The following is a 17,192-nucleotide window of genomic DNA, read 5'->3' on the forward strand; positions in this document are numbered from 1 at the left end:
GGCGGTGGCTGACAAAGTTAATCAATCGACATGGGGATGGCAATAGAACTTCTCTATGGGTGGATAGATTTGTTTCATTGGTTTTGACCCGCCGGCTTATCTAAACTTGAGGCCCGAATACACGTTATAAGCGTCTCGTATGATCCCTATCAATTCACGGTTGCCCAGGCTGGATGAGCTGGTGGAAGAGGTGGCCGTGTCTGTCAACATCAACGGCATCAACCACGCCGTCATGATGGCCACCCCGGACGATCTCGACGATTTTGCCATCGGCTTCCTGTTCGTGGAGGGCATCATCGGGGGCAACCACGATGTGCACGACATCCAGAGCACCCCGTCCGAGCACGGCATCGTGCTCGACATCACCATCGCCAACCGCTGTCTGGCGGCCCTGGGGCAGCGCAAGCGCCGCCTGGCCGGGGCGAGCGGCTGCGGCATCTGCGGGGTGGAGGCCATGGAGCATGCGCTGCCCGCACTGACCCCCTTGCCCCCGGCCGAGCCCTTTGACACCGGCCGTCTGCGGGACTTGCGCGATCGCATCGCCCCCTGGCAGTGCAAGGCCCGCCAGAGCGGGGCCCTTCATGCCGCCCTGGCCCTGGACGAGCGGGGCGCCATCCTGGCCTGCCGGGAGGACATCGGGCGGCACAACGCCCTGGACAAGCTCATCGGCATGCAGCTGCGCCAGCCCGTGCGGGCGGCCACCCTGGCCATCACCAGCCGCTGTGGCAGCGAACTCATTCACAAGGCGGTGCAATTTGGCGCCGCTCACCTCATCAGCCTTGCCTCTCCCAGCCAGCTCGCGGTGCGGCTGGCGTTGAAATACAACCTGACCCTCATTCATGTGCCCCGATCCGATGCCCCGGTCTGCTATGCCAGCCCCCGCGCCCAGGATCAGTTCGGAGACTCCCATGTCCAGTCATATTGAGAAACCGGCCAAGGCCGGCGGCTTTTCCTCCCTGCAGTCCACCTTCAAGCAGGTGCTGCGCAGCCAGAAGACCCGGCAGAACATCAAGAACCTGCTGCGGGTCAACCAGACCGACGGCTTCGACTGCCCGGGCTGCGCCTGGGGTGACAACAAGCAGGGGGCCTTCCAGTTCTGCGAGAACGGTGCCAAGGCGGTGGCCTGGGAGTCCACCGGCAAGACGGTGGGGGCCGACTTCTTCGCCGAACATTCGGTGCGCCGCCTCGCCACCCAGAGCGACTACTGGCTCGAATACCAGGGGCGACTGACCGAGCCCCTGCGCTACAACCCGGCGACCGATCACTACGAGCCGATAAGCTGGGATCAGGCATTTGCCATCATCGCCGACAAGCTGAGCAGCCTGGCCAGCCCCGACGAGGTGGAGTTCTACACCTCGGGACGCGCGAGCAACGAGGCCTCCTACCTCTATCAGCTGTTCGGCCGCCTCTTTGGCACCAACAACTTCCCGGACTGCTCCAACATGTGTCACGAGGCGAGCGGCGTGGGGCTCATCCAGTCCGTCGGGGTGGGCAAGGGTACAGTGGTGCTCGATGACTTCGACGCCGCCAAGGCCATCTTCGTGTTCGGCCAGAACCCGGGCACCAACCACCCGCGCATGATGAACGCCCTGCGCAAGGCGGCGCGCCAGGGGTGTCAGATCGTCACCTTCAACAACTTGAAAGAGGTGGCCCTCGAGCGCTTCGCGAGCCCCCAGAGCCCGGCGGAGCTCCTGACCCCGGCGGCCACCACCATCAGCCACCAGTACCTCACGCCCAAGCTCGGCGGCGACATGGCGGCCATTCGCGGCATGGCGAAGTACATCCTGGAAGAGGAGGGGGGGCGCATCGATCTCGCCTTCATCGAGCAGCACACGGCGCACTTTGAGCGCTACCTTGAGCATGTCAAGGCCACCGAGTGGGCACAGATAGAGGCGCAGTCAGGGCTCGGTCGCGAGGAGATCACCCGGGCGGCGCAGATCTTCGCGCGTAGCGAGAGCGTGATCAGTTGCTGGGCCATGGGGATCACCCAGCACAAGCACTCGGTCGACACCATTCGCGAGATCGTCAACCTGCACCTGATGTGCGGCCAGATCGGCAAGCCGGGGGCCGGGCTCTGTCCTGTGCGCGGTCACAGCAACGTCCAGGGCAACCGCACCATGGGGATCAACGAGAAACCCAACGCCGCCTTCCTCGATCGTCTGGAGCGACGCTTCCCGGTGGGGTTCAAGCGCACGCCGGGGCACAACGTCTACGAGGCGCTCAAGGCCCTGCACGGCGGCAGGAGCAAGGTGCTGGTGTGCCTTGGGGGCAACCTGGCGGCCGCGGCGCCGGATACCGAGTTCACCTATGAGGCGATGCGAAGGAGCGAGCTCAACGTGCAGATCAGCACCAAGCTCAACCGCAGCCACCTCATGGTGTCAAAAGATGCCCTGATCCTCCCCTGTCTGGGTCGCACCGAGCTCGATCTGCAGCGCACCGGCGTCCAGAAGATCACGGTGGAGGACACTTTCAGCATGGTCCACGCCTCCACCGGCATGAACGAGCCCGTCTCGCCGCTCTGCCTCTCCGAGATCGACATAGTCGCGCGCATGGCCGAGGCGACGCTCGGCAGCGAGCGGGTGGACTGGCTGGCCCTGCGGGATGACTACGGGTTGCTGCGGGATCTCATCGAGGAGACCATCGCGGGCTTTGGCGACTTCAACCGCCGCATCGAGGAGCCCTGCGGCTTCCACCTGGAGAACAGTGCCGCCCTGCTGCGCTGGAACACCCCAAGCGGACGCGCCGAATTCAGGGCGAGCCGGTTGCCGGCCTCCATCCTGCCCGAATGCACCAGCCACGCGGAGCAGATGGTGGGCGAGCCCGTGCTGCTGCTGCAGAGCCTGCGCTCCCACGATCAGTACAACACCACCATCTATGGCATGGACGATCGCTATCGCGGCATCAAGGGGCGGCGGAACGTGGTCTTCATGAACGAGGAGGATGCCCGCATGCTGGGGCTTGCCGAGGAGCAGCGGGTGGACATGGCGGCCATCTGCAACGACGGGCGCGAGCGGGTGGTGCAGGGCTTTAGCGTCATCTTCTACGAGATCCCGCGGGGCAACATCGCGGCCTACTACCCGGAGACCAACCCCCTGGTGGCCATCGAGAGCATCGGGGAGGGTTCTTTCACCCCTACCTCCAAGTCGGTGCCCGTGCTGGTGACCCCCAGCAAGGCAGAGGTCGAGAGCCTCGCGGTCACTGTGTGATCGTCCACTCCCGCTCCCGGCCTTGTTCAACCCCTGCCATGGCAGGGGTTTTTTATGGCGAGCCCAGAAGCATCCTGCGCTCAGGACCGACGGGGCGGATCAGTCTGACGCCACCACCACGCAGTTTCTGCCTCCGTGCTTGGCGTCGTAGAGCGCCTTGTCCGCCTGCTTGAGCACGGCGGCGAGATCCCCCGATTGCGCCCCCCAGTGGGCGACCCCGAGGGAGAGGGTGATGTGGCCTGCCGTCTCCATCTCATGGCTGGCCACCCGGGTGCGCAGCCGCTCGGCGATGGCTGCGGCCTGGCTCAGGGAGACCCCGGGCAGCAGCAGCAGGAACTCCTCGCCGCCGCTGCGGCACAGGGCGGCCCCGGCGCGCTGCTCCTGGCGCATCAGATCCGCCAGCGCGATGATAACGGCATCCCCGACGTCGTGGCCGAAGCGGTCGTTGATGCTCTTGAAGTGGTCGATGTCGAGGGCGATCACGGCCAGGGGCTGGTGCTCGTCCTGGTAGCCATCCAGCATCTGCTGCATCGCCCGGCGGTTGAAGAGGCCGGTCATTGGGTCGGTGTGGCTGGCGGTGTGCAGCTTGTCGATCTTGGTGTTGAGTAGCCCCAGCCCCTTGAGGATGGCGTGCTTGAGCTGGGCGGCCTCGAAGTACCAGGCGCGGATACCGGAGATATTGGTGGCGGCCTCCTGCTGATCCATCAGCCTGGCCCGGTTGGCCAGCTGGCGCAGCGGCCTGGCGATGATGGTGGCAGAGAGCCAGATGAAGAAGAGGATGAAGAGGGTCACCGGAACCATCCCCTTCAGGATGCCGATCATCTGCTGATCGAGCCCCGCCAGGGTGGCGCTGCGGGGACGCTGTGCCACCACGCCCCAGCCGGCACCGGTCACCGGAGCGAAGCCCGAGAGCATCTCGTTCCCGTCGGAGTTTCGCACGGCCAATGCCCCTTGCTCACCCTGCAACACCTCGTCCACCACCCGGTTGGCCCCCACCTTCTGGCCGATGCGCTCGGGATCCGGGTGGTAGATGAGCGTGCGCTGGCGATCTACCACATAGAGATAGGAGCCATCCTGGTAGTAGTGCTGGCCCAGCAGGTGGGAGAGCACGCTGGCGGACTCCAGGTAGATGGTGCCGGCGACATAGCCCAGGTAGCGCCCATCCGCCGCAAAGACGGGGTAGGAGAGGCTGATGAGGTAGTTGCCGGAGAGGGAGACGAGGGGGTCTGAGATGACCGGCTTCTGGTTCTTCAGGGTGCGGCGGGCATTGGGGGAAGTGAGTTTGGCCCCCTTCACATTCAGGGTCTCGGGGGAGACGGCGATGATGGTGGAGTCTGTGTTGACCACGGCCACCGAGTTGAAGGTGTTGGTGCGCCTGCGCAGCTGGGTCACCTCCTGCTCGAGTCCGGCGATGTCATCGGCCTGCAGCAGGGGGGCGAGCTGGCTGGCGCTGTAGGCGAGCTGTCCCTGGGCGGCGCTCAGCATGGCATCGGCGGAGGCGGCCAGCTTGGCGGCATAGACCCGGTTCGCTTCCAGGGTGTTGTCGATCAGCAGTTGCCGCTGAGCCTGGTGGATGGCGTAGAAACTGTTGCCGAAGGTGGCCAGCACGCCGATGACGGCAAGGGAGAGGATGAGGCGATGAAGATCAAACCTCAGCAACCAGTGAGAGTGCATGAAAGAAACGGATCCTTGTCGTGGGTGCCTGGCAGGGTGGCACGATTCTAAGGGTGGGGGCCACGCAACGCCACCCTTAATGTGGCACTCAGGTGGCACTCTGCCGTGCGTTTTCGTCACCGGCTGTCGCCAGGCTCTGGTCCCCGAGCTCGGCCACCGTCTGCCAGAAGGGGGCGATGAGGGGGTTGTCATTGCCCGGCGGGCGAATGATCCCGATGATCCAGCTCGCCTCGGGCTCCCCCAGGGGCAGAGTGATCACATCGGGGTGCTCTATGGTGGTGGAGGAGGGGACCAGGGTCCAGGCGATGCCGGCCGCTGCGGTGGCAATGCCGGCGGCGAAGTCGTTCACGTACTGGATATCCTGAAAACGCAGCCCGCTCTGGGCCAGGTAGTGCACGAACTGATCGTGAAAGGAGGGGGCCTTGTCCCGGCGCAGGATGGCCAGCGGCTTGTCCAGCAGATCCGACAACCCCTTCACCCCCTGATAGGCGGCAGGCAGCACGGCGACGAAATGGGCGCGCACCACAGGCAGGCAGTGCCAGCCCTTGGGGGCGGGCAGGCGGCAGAAGCCGAGATCCAGCCTGCCCTCGGCCAGCGCCAGCAACTGGTGATGGGTGGAGAGATCGTTGAGCTCGATGGCGACCCCGGGGCGGCTGGCCCGAAAGCGGGCGATGGCGGCGGGGACCAGCAGCTTGGTGGCGACGCCAAAGCCGATGCGCAGGGTACCGCCATTGCCCGCCAGCACGTCGCGGGCGCTGCGGGCGAGCTGCTCGCTCTGGGCCACCAGGGTACAGGCCTCCCCGTAGAGGGCGCGTCCCAGGGCGGTGAAGCGGGTGCTGCCGGCATTGCGCTCGAACAGCTCGCCGCCAAGGTCCGCCTCCAGGCGGCGGATCTGCTTGCTCAGGGCCGACTGGGTGACGTGCTGGCGTGCCGCCGCCTGGCCAAAGTGCATCACCTCCCCCAGGGTGACGAAGGCCTTCAGATCCCGTAGCTCCATAGTGCCTCCATTGATTCCTGTTTGGAATCTTGAGTGGTCATATTTGTCATTGGACGGAATTTTAGAAGTGTTGGATGCTGATGCCAATTCATTTCGACCCCAAGGGGGGTCGGGTTATCCGGGATGGTTGGTTCCATCCGCGCAGAAGGAGCAACACCAGATGCATCACCACAAGTTCAACGATTTCCCGAACGGTTTCCTCTGGGGGGCCGCCTCCGCCGCCTATCAGGTGGAAGGGGCCTGGGACGAAGGCGGCAAGGGCCCCTCGGTGTGGGACAGTTTCACCAAGCTGCCGGGCAAGACCTTCCAGGGCAGCAACGGGGACGTGGCGGTGGATCACTACCACCGTGTGGAAGAGGACGTGGCCCTGATGGCCGAGATGGGGCTCAAGGCCTACCGTTTCTCGGTGAGCTGGCCGCGCATCTACCCGACCGGCCGGGGCGAAGTGAACGAGGCGGGACTTGCCTTCTACGAGCGGCTCATCGACGCCCTGCTGGCCCACGGCATCGAGCCCGTGCTGACCCTCTACCACTGGGACTTGCCCCAGGCCCTGCAGGACGAGTACGGCGGCTGGGAAGACAGGCGCATCATCGACGACTTCGAGCGCTACTGCGTGACCCTCTATAAGCGCTTCGGCGCCAAGGTGAAGTACTGGGTCTCCCTGAACGAGCAGAACTACAACCTGACCAACGCCTACCAGCTCGGCACCCATCCGCCCGCAGTGCAGGACAGGAAGCGTTTCTTCGCCGCCAACCACATCGCGTTTCTGGCCAATGCCCGGGTCATCAAGGCGTTCCGTGAGCATGTGCCAAACGGCCTTATCGGACCGAGTTTTGCCTACTCCCCCGCCTACCCGGCCTCCTGCGCCCCGGCGGACATGCTGGCATTCGAGAATGCCGAGGAGTTCACCAACTACTGGTGGCTGGATGCCTACTGCTTCGGCCGCTACCCCCAGGCGGCGCTCGCCTACCTGAAGGAGAGCGGCGAGGCCCCCGAGATCCTGCCGGGAGACCTGGCGCTGCTGCGCGAAGGCACGCCCGACTACATCGGGGTCAACTACTACTACACCCTGACCTACACCGACAACCCGCTCGGCGGTCAGACCATGCAGCGCATCAACACCACGGGGCAGAAGGGCACCACGCCGTCCAGCGGCGTGCCGGGTCTCTACCGGACCACCCCGAACCCGCATCTCGAGACCAGCAACTGGGACTGGGCCATCGACCCCACCGGGATGCGCATCGCCCTGCGTCGCCTCTCGTCCCGCTATGCCTTGCCGCTGATGATCACCGAAAACGGCCTCGGCGAGTTCGACAAGCTGGAGGCCGGCGACAGGGTGCAGGATCCCTACCGGATCGACTATCTGCGCAGCCACGTCAAGGCGTGCCAGGAGGCGATGCAGGACGGGGTCGAGCTCCTGGGCTACTGCGCCTGGTCCTTCACCGACATCCTGAGCTGGCTCAACGGTTACCAGAAGCGCTACGGCTTCGTCTATGTGGACCGGGACGAGCAGGGCGGGTCCCTGCGCCGAGTCAGGAAGGAGAGCTTCCACTGGTACCGCCAGGTGATCGCCTCCGGCGGCAAGGATCTGTGACTCACGGCGGGAGGGCTGAGCGCCGCCAGTGATCCGCTCCCGGGCTCAAGTCCGCCCTGAATGCCACAAGGCCCCCTCATCCGAGGGGGCCTTGTGTGTTATGGGGAGCCAGGGGATCAGATGAACATGCCCCCGGAGGCCTCGATGCGCTGGGCGGTGATCCAGCGGCTGTCGTCGGAGAGCAGGGCGGCGATGGCGCCCCCGATGTCGTCGGGCTGGCCGACCCGGCCGAGGGCCGTCTGGCTCGCGAGGAAGGCGTTCACCTGCTTGTCATCGCGCACCACGCCGCCGCCAAAGTCGGTCTCGATGGCGCCGGGGGCGAGCACGTTGACGGCGATGCCCCGGGGGCCCAGCTCCTTGGCCAGGTAGTGGGTCAGCACCTCCACGCCCCCCTTCATGGTGGCGTAGGCGGCGTAGCCCGGCATGGCGAAGCGGGTGAGGCCGGTGGAGAGGTTGAGGATGCGCCCACCGTCCTGGATGAGCGGCAGCAGCGCCTGGGTCAGGAAGAAGGTGCCCTTGAGGTGAATGTTGAGCAGGGTGTCGAACTGCTGCTCCGTGGTCTGCTCGAAGCTGGCGTGAATGCCGATGCCGGCGTTGTTGACCAGGAAATTGAAGCGGGTACGCTGCCACTCCCGGGCGAGCAGCCGGGTCACTTCTTCGGCGAAGGCGGCAAAGGTGGCGCTCTCGCCCACGTCCAGGGCCAGGGCATGGGCCTGCACGCCGAGGGCACGGGCACTGGCCACCACCGCCTCGGCCTCCTCGGCCTGGCTGCGGTAGGTGATGATGAGGTCGACGCCTTTGGCCGCGAGGGCCAGGGCGCCGTGTTTGCCAAGGCCGCGGCTGGCCCCTGTGATGAGGGCGATGGGTCTGGTCATGGTGTGACTCCTGTCAGGGCAAGGGCTCGGGGTGAGCCGACGGGATCACTGTATTGTTCCTTTCAAAGCGGATAAATAGCGTGATAATGAAAGGACTGTTCCATCTAAAGAGACAATCATGGATCAACTGGATGCGATGAGGGCGTTCGTGCGGGTCGCCGAGCTGGAGAGCTTTACCCGCTGCGCCGAGCAGACGGGCATCCCCAAGGCGACTCTCTCCGCGGCCATCCGCCGGCTGGAAGAGCGCATGGGGACCCGGCTCTTGCTGCGCACCACCCGGCGGGTGCAACTGACCACGGACGGCCAGCTCTGCTACGCCAGATGCCGGGAGCTGTTGGCGGACATGGAGGAGTTTGACGGCCTGTTTCGCCAGGGGGGCCAGATCTCGGGCCAGCTGAGGGTCGACATGCCGAGCCGGATGGCCCGCCACCTGGTCATCCCGGCGCTGCCCGCGTTTCTGGCGCAGCACCCCGGCTTGCAGCTGATGCTGAGCAGCACAGACCGGCGGGTGGATCTGGTGCGCGAAGGGTTTGACTGCGTGGTGCGGGTCGGGGCGCTCGAGCCCTCCAGCCTGGTGGCGCGGCCGCTCGGCCACTATCGCCAGATCAACTGCGCCAGCGCCGCCTATCTGGCCCGCCACGGGGTGCCGCAGTGCCTCGCCGATCTGGCTCATCACCGGCTGGTGCACTATGGCTCCGGCTTTGGCGCCGGACAGGGGCGCGGGGAGCCCGGGTTCGAGTACCGGGACGAAGATGGCAGCCGGACCCTGCTGCCGATGACGGGGGCCCTGATGGTCAACGACAGCGAGACCTACCTGGCGGCGGCGCTGGCGGGGCTTGGCATTATCCAGATGCCGAGGGTGGGGGTGGAGGGGCTGCTGGCGCGCGGTGAGCTGGTGAGCATACTGCCCGGCTGGCAGCCGCCACCGCTCCCCATCCACGCCCTCTATGCCCATCGCCGCCAGCTGGCGCCGCGGGTGCAGCTCTTCATCCACTGGCTGGGGGAGTTGATCAGCCGCACCCTGGCAGAGGGATCAGAGGTGGCTGCGTCTTGAGCGAAACTCGCGGGGGGAGAGGGCGAACGCCGTCCGAAAGAACCGGGTGAAGCTGCTCTGGCTGGCAAAGCCGAGTCTGTCCCCCACCTCCTGCAGGGGCAGGGCATGATCCTGCAGCAGGCGGCACGCCTCCTCCCGGCGCACCTGCTCCAGCAGGGCCGAGAAGTGGCAGCCCTCCTCCCGCAGATGACGGTTGAGGGTCCAGCGGGTGAGCCGCAGGCTCTCGCAGACAGTGGCGAGCAGGGGCGGCGCGTCCAGACCCTCTTGCCATAGCCGCTGGCGGATGAGCCCGAGCACGCGATCCCGGTAGCGGGGGCTGGGGCGCAGCTGGATCATCTGGCGGTCGAGCTCCTCCAGCAGCAGGGGCTGCAGGGGGACATTGCAGTTGCCATGGGCGAGATCGAGCAGGGCCGAGGGGAAGCGCAGCTCGAACCCCTGACCCCGCAGCAGGCGATCCCCCAGCCAGGCCGACAGCTGGCGCCACAGGTCGGGTCTGATCAGGGCGGGCAGGACCAGCTGACCCTCGCCCGGGTGGTAGAACTGCAGCAGGGCATAGAGATGGCCCAGATTCGCCAGGCTGCTCAGGGCCACCACGTCCGGGTGATCGGATTCCGAGTGGTAGCTGAGCCTGGCCTCGCCCCCTTCCTCCCGCAGCGCGATCCGGTCGCTCTCGCCGATGAGGGGACGGTAGGTCAGGAAGAAGTGCAGGGCCTGCCGCAGGCTGGCGCCATTGCAGCAGAGGCTCCCGAGCGGCAGGAAGTGGGTGAAGAGGCCGGTGAGGGTGGGGGGCGTGCCCCACTGGTGGCTGCTCATATGGGGGGCCGCCTGGGCCAGCAGCCGGAAGTGGCGCTGGCTATCGATCCGTCCCTGGGGAAGCAGCAACTCTTCGCGCGCGATGCCGGCACCCAGCAGGAGATGGTCCGGATCCCGCCCCTGGGCCTGCCAGTGGGTGAGGCAGAGCTGGGCTATCCGGTTGGAGACTGTTTTCACGGCAAAAATCCTTGTCGGCAGTGGCCCTCCATCATCCCCCTGCGGCGGCAAATTGCCGTGAGCCAGCGCCGGCTTCATGTTTCAAAATTGTAACCAAGAGTAACCCTGCAACCCTTTTCACACTTTTCGCATCTGCTCCCAACCGGCAATTTCCTGCACCCTGCGGGCAAGTGAGGGCAGCCGCTTTTGCATAGAGTGGCCGGACCTACACACACAAGGAAGGTCACAATAATGAAACACCATCCGCTCGCCCTGACTCGTCTGGCCCTGAGCATAGGGGCCCTGCTGCTGGCAGGGTGCAACGACAACGACTCCACCCCCAAGCCGACACAACCCACCCTGGGCCATCGCACCGCCGCCCTGATCGAGCAGAACGGCCTGCAGTTCAAGGATCTCGATGGCAACGGAACCCTGACCCCCTACGAGGACTGGCGCCTCGGCGCCGCCGAGCGGGCCCGGGATCTGGTGGGCAGGCTCACCCTGGCCCAGAAGGCGGGGCTGATGATGCACGGTACCCTGGTGCTGGACGCAGAGGGGCGGGTCAACCTCGACGCCATGGACAAGATGCTGCGCACCGATGGTGTGAATACCTTCATCACCCGCATGGCCGGGGATCCCGCGGCCATCGCCGAGGACAACAACACCCTGCAGGCCCTCCTGGAAGGGGTGGGGCTCGGCATCCCCATGACGGTCAGCACGGATCCCCGCAACCACTTCACCCATGATCCCAAGGCTACCAGCATTGGCGCCGGCGCCTTCTCCCAGTGGCCGGAGACCCTGGGGCTCGCCGCCATCGGCGACGCCGCCCTGGTGCAGCGCTTCGGCGACATCGCCCGCCAGGAGTATCGTGCCGTCGGCATCCACGAGGCCCTCTCGCCCCAGGCGGATCTCGCGACCGAGCCGCGTTGGGGCCGCATCAACGGCACCTTCGGCGAGGACAACCAGCTCGCCAAGTCCCTGGTCAAGGCCTACATCGAGGGCTTCCAGCAGGGGAGCGAGGGCATAGGCAAGGAGAGCGTCATCACCGTGGTCAAACACTTCGCCGGGGCCGGCCCCCAGAAGGATGGGCTGGATGCGCACAATCCCTGGGGCAAGGAGCAGGTCTATCCCGGTGGACAGTTCGCCTATCACCTGGTGCCCTTCGAGGGGGCTTTCGAGGCCAAGGTGGCCGCCGTGATGCCCTATTACGCCCTGCCAGAGGGGCTGACCTACGAAGGGCAGACCATAGAGGAGGTGGGGTTTGGCTTCAACCGCCAGATCCTCACCGACCTGCTGCGGGGTCACTTCGGCTTCTCCGGGGTGGTGCTCAGCGACTGGGGTATCGTCAACGACTGTCCCACCCGTTGTGAGGAGGGGCTCAGCCAGGCGGAGGTGGATGCCGGCGTGAGCCCCTGGACCGTGCCCTTTGGCATGTCCTGGGGGGTGGAGAAGCTCTCCAAGGCCGAGCGCTATGCCAAGGCCATCGACGCCGGGGTGAACCAGTTTGGCGGGGTGGAGGATCCAGCGCCGCTGCTGGCGGCCGTGCAGGCTGGTCTGGTGACGGAGGCGGCGGTCACGTCATCGGCTGAACGCATTCTCGAGCAGAAATTCGAGCTGGGTCTCTTTGAAAACCCCTATGTGGACGTGCAGGCGGCGGTCACCCTGGTGGGCAACGACGCCTTCCAGAAGGAGGCCCAGGCGGCACAATCCGCCGCCCATGTGCTGCTCAAGAACGAGGGGGCATTACTGCCGCTGAAGGCAGATGGCAAGCGGGTCTACCTGTATAACGTCAATGCCGAAGTGGCCAGGGCCAACGGCTACACCGTCGTGACGAGCCTGGCCGAGGCCGATCTCGCCATCGCGCGGGTCAACACCCCGAACGAGCAGGATCCCCGCTTCCCCTTCGGCATGGTCCATTTCGGCCAGCTCGGCTTCGCCAGCCAGGCTGAGGTGGTGCAGGAGACGGCCCACGAGGGGGTCTATCAGGGGGCGGACGACCTGGCCGCCATCCAGGCCATCGAGCAGGCTGGCGTACCCCTGGTGCTCTCCATCTATCTGGACAGGCCCGCTATCCTGACCGAGGTGGCACCGGCGGCCAAGGTGCTGCTCGCCAACTTCGGCGCCCTGGATCAGGCCCTGTTCGATGTCATGAGCGGCACGCAGAAGGCGCGCGGCAAGCTGCCCTTCGAGCTGCCCTCCAGCTGGCAGGCGGTGCTGAACCAGTCACCGGATGTGGCGAAGGACTCCCTGAGCCCCCTCTATCCCTATGGGGCCGGTCTGGCCTATTGAGCAGAGCATATCTGACTATCTCCAAGGCGCCCGAGGGCGCCTTTTTCATGGCATGCGGCGGGGTGCCAATGGCGGGCCGTCCCCCGGCCTTTGCCATATTGGCCATGATAACGTTCTCATGGCGCTCTCTACTGTTAATCTTGTTTATATTTGGTTGTTGTTCGTCCACTCAACAGTGCTTCTTAATAACAAACATTTCAGATCATACATAGTTGTTATACTCTGACCGGGAGCGCTGGGGGACTCCCGAACGTTTGGTTGCTGCGGAACAGGGCGAAGTGAAACAGTAATAAAAAAGCAGTGTGAGGTAGACATGCATCATAACGACAGAATATTTGATCCTCATTTTTTGTCTAAAGTTGGCCCTGGCAAAAAGATCACTGTTCCGGTTTCCTTTATTCAGGATCTGACTCAGGCTGCATCCCTTCAAGATGTGTTGAATGTGATGGCCAATTGGATTTTCCACATTTTCTCGGCCGAGAGAGCCAGCATCACCATCAAGGAGAGCGAGACCTCATTGCGGCTCTATGCCGTGATGGGCAACAACGCCATTCCCATGGAATCCCTGGTCCCGGTGGAGGGCACCATGGTGGGAAGGGTATTCTCTTCCGGCATGCTGGCGATCTGTGATGACTTGACGGCATCCAGCGATCAGGACTGTGTCATCCTGTCCCGGCACGGCATGGGGTGCTGCATGGATGCCCCCATGATCCAGGGAACCAGATGCATCGGTACCCTGAATGTCGCGCACCATGAGAAGACCCATTATACCGTCGAGGACGCGATCATATTGCAGTGCCTGGCAAACTGGCTGGCTCTCAATATCCAGCTGCACCTTCAGGTGACGGAGATGGAGCATCAGGCATCCACCGATTACCTCACGGATACTGCCAATCGTCGCGCCTTCATGAACGAGGGGGAGCGCAGGTTGATATTGTCCCGATTGACGGATATACCGCTCGCCGTCGGGATACTGGATCTGGATCACTTCAAGAGTCTGAACGACAAATATGGTCACGATGCGGGGGATCATGCCCTCAAAGAGGTCGCCAGTGTCGTCAAAAGAAATATGCGGTCAGAGGATATGTTTGCCCGTATTGGCGGGGAAGAATTTGCCATTATCGTCACGGGCAGTCACCCCGATAATAATCTGGCCATCTTCGACAATATTCGTGCCGTCATCGAATCCCAGGTCATCGAGTACGGCGGAGAAATCATCAAACTGACGGCCAGTATCGGCTTTTCTTCCCTGTCTCATCAGGACTCGGATCTCAGCGCCATTCTCAAGCGTGCCGACAGCGCACTCTATGCCGCGAAGCGAAATGGCCGCAACAGGGTGGAGTGCCATCTCTAGCCAGGCCTGACGCCCGGGAACACAGTCCCGGGCGCTCCATCCCGGGCGGTGCGAGATCGCCACATCGATTGTCATCAGGGCGCCTGCGGGCGCCTTTTCTATGGCGGCCATCGACAATCCCGGTTTGGCGCAGGGGAGTGGCTTGGGCATAATGGCGCCCCATTACGGATGCTCTGGCCTTGCGACATGCGAGGAGGGCACAAGGCAACAGCGCAGAGGAGATGAGATGAAATTTATCGGAGCCCACGTCAGTGCGGCCGGCGGGGTGGAGAACACCATCGCCCGTGCCCAGGCTATCGGGGCCAACGCCTTCGCCCTGTTTACCAAGAACCAGCGCCAGTGGCAGGCGGCACCGTTGTCAGAGGCCAGCATTCGCGCCTTCAAGCTGGCCTGCGAGAAGGGAGGCTTTCGCCCCGAGCAGATCCTGCCCCACGACAGCTACCTCATCAACCTGGGCCACCCGGATCCCGACGCTCTGGCCAAGTCCCGGGATGCCTTCCTGGACGAGATGAAGCGCTGCGAGCAGCTCGGGCTCTGCTACCTCAACTTTCACCCCGGCAGCCACCTGAAGCAGATCCCCGAGGCCGCAAGCCTCAAGCTCGTGAGCGAGTCCATCAACTGGGCGCTGGAGCGAAGCGAAGGGGTGACGGCGGTGATCGAGAACACTGCCGGCCAGGGCACCAACCTCGGCTGGTCGTTCGAGCACCTGGCCACCCTGATCGAGGGGGTGGAGGACAAGAGCCGTGTCGGCGTCTGCTTCGACACCTGTCACGCCTTCGCCGCCGGCTATGATTTGCGCACCCCTGAGTCCTGCGCCGCCGTGTTCGAGGACTTCGACCGCATCGTGGGCTTTGACTACCTGAAGGGGATGCATATCAACGGCGCCAAGTGTACCTTCGGTAGCCGGGTCGATCGCCACCACAGCCTGCGGGAGGGCAATCTCGGAGAGGCGGTGTTCCACCACATCATGAACGACGACCGTTTCAACGGTATCCCGCTGATCCTCGAAACCATAGACGAAACTATCTGGGGAGAGGAGATAAGCTGGCTGCGCAGTCTGCAGGGCGCCCAGGCCATTGCCTGACGTCTTGTTTCCGTTGCCAGGCCGGGGTCGACGTCCATCCACAGAGGAGTGAGGAGGCAAGATGCAGGAAGAGGGAAGGGCGCCGCTGCGCTGGGGAATTGCCGGAGCGGGGGCCATCGCCCGGCGTTTTTGCCGCGACGTCAACTTGCACGCCAGGAGCGCTGAGGTGGTGGCGATCGCCGCCCGGGATCAGCAGCGGGCCGACGAGTTCGCCCATGAACTGGGGCTGCCCCTTGCCTATGGCAGCTATCAGGCACTGGCCGAGAGCCCCGAGGTGGAGGCCGTCTATGTGGCAGTGATCCACCCCGAGCATGCCCCCCTGATCAGGCAGATGCTGCTGGCGGGCAAGCACGTGCTGGTGGAGAAGCCGGCGGTGACCCGGGTGGCGGAGTGGGATGCTTTGGTGGCGCTTGCCCATGAACGCGGCCTCTTGCTGCTGGAAGCCATGAAGGTGATGTGCTTCCCCGCCATGCGCGCCCTGCTGCAACGCCTGCCGCTGCTGCCGGCGCCCCGCCGCCTGTGCGCGGCCTTCGGTTCGGCCCAGCCACCGGTCGGCAAGTTGTTCGATCCGGCGCTGGATGGCGGCGCCGCCTGGGATGTGGGGGTCTATCCGCTCTGGCTCTATGCCGTCTTCTGCGAGCGGCTTGGGCTGACCTGTGGCATCCCCGAGGTCACCCTGGTGCGGGCCCCGGGAGAGGTGGACTTGACGGCCCGCTTCACCTTCGACACCCCCTTCCAGGCGGAGCTTGGCGCCTCCATCACCGAGGATCTCGACCGGGATGCCTGGCTGGAGGGGGAGGGCTGGTCCCTGCTCGTCGAGGGCAAGTGGTGGAATCCCCAGCACATTCGCTGGCAGGGGGAGAAGGCGCCGGCCGCCTGGCCGGCAGACATCTACCTGCCTGTGGAGGGGGGCGGCATGCAGCACGAGGCGGATCACTTCGCCGACTGCCTGCGCCACCGGCTGCTGGACTCCCCCTGGCTGCCCCACGCCCTGACGCGGCGGGTGCTGGGCTGGGTCGAGGCCGGGCTCAAGGAGAAGGGGTGAAGTCAGGCACCTGGCCGGCATTCCCACGCAAAAAGAGAGGGCGCACCGGCGCCCTCTCTTTTTTGTATCCGCCATCGAGGATCAGGGGAGGGACTGGGCGCGGCAGAAGGCGAGGAAGCGGCGCAGGGCCGCAGAGTGAAACTTCTGTCTGTGCCAGGCGAGGGAGAGCTGGCGGGGGAAGCGGCGGTTCGGGGTGAGGGCCACCAGACGGCCTTGCTGCAGCCGATCGGAAACTGCGAGGCGGGAGACGAAGGAGATGCCGAGCCCCTTCTCCACCGCCAGCATCACCGCCTCCAAGGTGTTGAGCTCGATCCCCGCTCGCCAACGCGGCAGCCGGGGCTGGATCTGTTGCTCGAACTGTTCGCGGCTGCCTGACTGGTGCTCGCGCAGCACCCAGGTCTCGTCGGCGAGGCGTTGAAGCGGCAGCTCTGCCTCGCCAGCCAGGGGGTGGTGGGGCGGGGCGATGATCAGCATCTCGTCTTCGAGCCAGGGCTCGCTCACCAGCTCCGGGTGGTGGTTCTCCCCCTCGATGAGCGCCAGATCCAGCTCGAAGTGGGCCAGGGCGTGGCACAGCAGGTGGGTGTTGGCGATGGTGACCCTGGGGGCGGCGCCCTGATCCCCGGCGCCGCCGGCCAGCAGGCTGGGCAACAGGTAGTTACCTATGGTCTGGCTGGCTCCCAGGCGCAACTGGCCGCTGGGCTCGGCATCCGGGCTGAACAGCTGCTCAATCTCCTGCATCCGGGTCAGCATCTCCTCGGCGGCCGGCTGCAGCAGCCGTCCCTCGCTGTTGAGCTGGAGCCTGGGATGCACCCGATCGAACAGCGGAGTGCCGAGCTGGCGCTCCAGCTCCTGCAACGCCTGGGAGACGGCCCCCTTGCTGAGGCAGAGCTCGTTGGCCGCCTGCCCCAGGTTGCCGTGGCGGGCGATGGTGGCAAATACCTTGAGTTGCTGCAGGGTCAGCTTCATGTTGTTTGGTTTTCCTAAACGTGTAATTCAATTCATTTAGATATCGTAAACGATGAGCCCTCTTTATCCTATGGTCATCGTCACC

13 protein-coding genes are annotated in these 17,192 nt (G+C 64.8%); 8 read left to right on the forward strand and 5 right to left on the reverse strand.

Annotation, left to right across the window (positions count from 1 at the left end):
- The first annotated feature begins 139 nt into the window (after positions 1–139).
- Together fdhD and I6L45_RS15900 are read left to right on the forward strand one after the other, a co-directional pair.
- On the forward strand, positions 140–925 hold the full coding sequence (gene fdhD, locus I6L45_RS15895; RefSeq protein WP_216982591.1) for a formate dehydrogenase accessory sulfurtransferase FdhD: 786 nt from the start codon (positions 140–142) through the stop codon (positions 923–925).
- Positions 909–3,206, forward strand: coding sequence for an FdhF/YdeP family oxidoreductase (locus tag I6L45_RS15900; RefSeq protein ID WP_216982592.1), 2,298 nt, complete (start codon positions 909–911; stop codon positions 3,204–3,206). The genes fdhD and I6L45_RS15900 overlap by 17 nt, the downstream gene beginning before the upstream one ends.
- Before the next feature lie 99 nt (positions 3,207–3,305).
- Here the strand turns inward: I6L45_RS15900 and I6L45_RS15905 are convergent, their stop codons facing one another.
- Both I6L45_RS15905 and I6L45_RS15910 read right to left on the reverse strand, forming a co-directional pair.
- Positions 3,306–4,880, reverse strand: a complete 1,575-nt coding sequence (locus I6L45_RS15905; protein WP_216982593.1) for a sensor domain-containing diguanylate cyclase — start codon at positions 4,878–4,880, stop codon at positions 3,306–3,308.
- Positions 4,881–4,968: 88 nt separating this feature from the next.
- On the reverse strand, positions 4,969–5,877 hold the full coding sequence (locus I6L45_RS15910) for a LysR family transcriptional regulator (RefSeq protein WP_216982594.1): 909 nt from the start codon (positions 5,875–5,877) through the stop codon (positions 4,969–4,971).
- A gap of 160 nt (positions 5,878–6,037) precedes the next feature.
- On the opposite strand from I6L45_RS15910, the gene I6L45_RS15915 reads away from it, so the two are divergent.
- Positions 6,038–7,471 (forward strand): glycoside hydrolase family 1 protein, encoded by a 1,434-nt coding sequence (locus tag I6L45_RS15915; RefSeq protein ID WP_216982595.1) that lies wholly within the window; start codon positions 6,038–6,040, stop codon positions 7,469–7,471.
- A gap of 116 nt (positions 7,472–7,587) precedes the next feature.
- Here the strand turns inward: I6L45_RS15915 and I6L45_RS15920 are convergent, their stop codons facing one another.
- Positions 7,588–8,346: an SDR family NAD(P)-dependent oxidoreductase gene (locus tag I6L45_RS15920; protein ID WP_216982596.1), complete on the reverse strand. Its 759-nt coding sequence runs from the start codon at positions 8,344–8,346 to the stop codon at positions 7,588–7,590.
- A 118-nt stretch (positions 8,347–8,464) separates the two neighbouring features.
- On the opposite strand from I6L45_RS15920, the gene I6L45_RS15925 reads away from it, so the two are divergent.
- Positions 8,465–9,400, forward strand: a complete 936-nt coding sequence (locus I6L45_RS15925; protein ID WP_216982597.1) for a LysR family transcriptional regulator — start codon at positions 8,465–8,467, stop codon at positions 9,398–9,400.
- Here the strand turns inward: I6L45_RS15925 and I6L45_RS15930 are convergent.
- Positions 9,380–10,390 (reverse strand): AraC family transcriptional regulator, encoded by a 1,011-nt coding sequence (locus I6L45_RS15930; protein ID WP_216982598.1) that lies wholly within the window; start codon positions 10,388–10,390, stop codon positions 9,380–9,382. The two genes, I6L45_RS15925 and I6L45_RS15930, sit on opposite strands and share 21 nt — an antisense overlap.
- Before the next feature lie 231 nt (positions 10,391–10,621).
- Between I6L45_RS15930 and I6L45_RS15935 the strand changes: the two genes are divergently transcribed.
- The 4 genes from I6L45_RS15935 to I6L45_RS15950 all read left to right on the forward strand — a co-directional run bounded on the left by I6L45_RS15935 (position 10,622) and on the right by I6L45_RS15950 (position 16,141).
- Positions 10,622–12,658 carry a glycoside hydrolase family 3 protein gene (locus I6L45_RS15935; protein WP_216982599.1) on the forward strand — a complete coding sequence of 679 codons (2,037 nt, stop codon included), beginning with the start codon at positions 10,622–10,624 and terminating at the stop codon, positions 12,656–12,658.
- A gap of 313 nt (positions 12,659–12,971) precedes the next feature.
- Positions 12,972–14,012: a sensor domain-containing diguanylate cyclase gene (locus I6L45_RS15940; RefSeq protein ID WP_216982600.1), complete on the forward strand. Its 1,041-nt coding sequence runs from the start codon at positions 12,972–12,974 to the stop codon at positions 14,010–14,012.
- Positions 14,013–14,238: 226 nt separating this feature from the next.
- Entirely contained in the window at positions 14,239–15,096 is an 858-nt protein-coding gene (nfo, locus tag I6L45_RS15945; RefSeq protein ID WP_210548624.1) for a deoxyribonuclease IV, read from the forward strand.
- 61 nt (positions 15,097–15,157) lie between these two features.
- The gene (locus tag I6L45_RS15950) at positions 15,158–16,141 is read left to right on the forward strand and encodes a Gfo/Idh/MocA family protein (RefSeq protein ID WP_216982601.1); all 984 of its coding nucleotides are present in this window, start codon (positions 15,158–15,160) and stop codon (positions 16,139–16,141) included.
- An 81-nt stretch (positions 16,142–16,222) separates the two neighbouring features.
- On the opposite strand, the gene I6L45_RS15955 is transcribed toward I6L45_RS15950, so the two are convergent.
- Complete coding sequence (locus I6L45_RS15955) at positions 16,223–17,107, reverse strand: LysR substrate-binding domain-containing protein (RefSeq protein WP_216982602.1); 885 nt, start codon at positions 17,105–17,107, stop codon at positions 16,223–16,225.
- Between the last annotated feature and the right edge of the window lie 85 nt (positions 17,108–17,192).

The sequence above is a fragment of the Aeromonas sp. FDAARGOS 1415 genome (assembly GCF_019048365.1).
Taxonomy (GTDB): domain Bacteria; phylum Pseudomonadota; class Gammaproteobacteria; order Enterobacterales; family Aeromonadaceae; genus Aeromonas; species Aeromonas taiwanensis.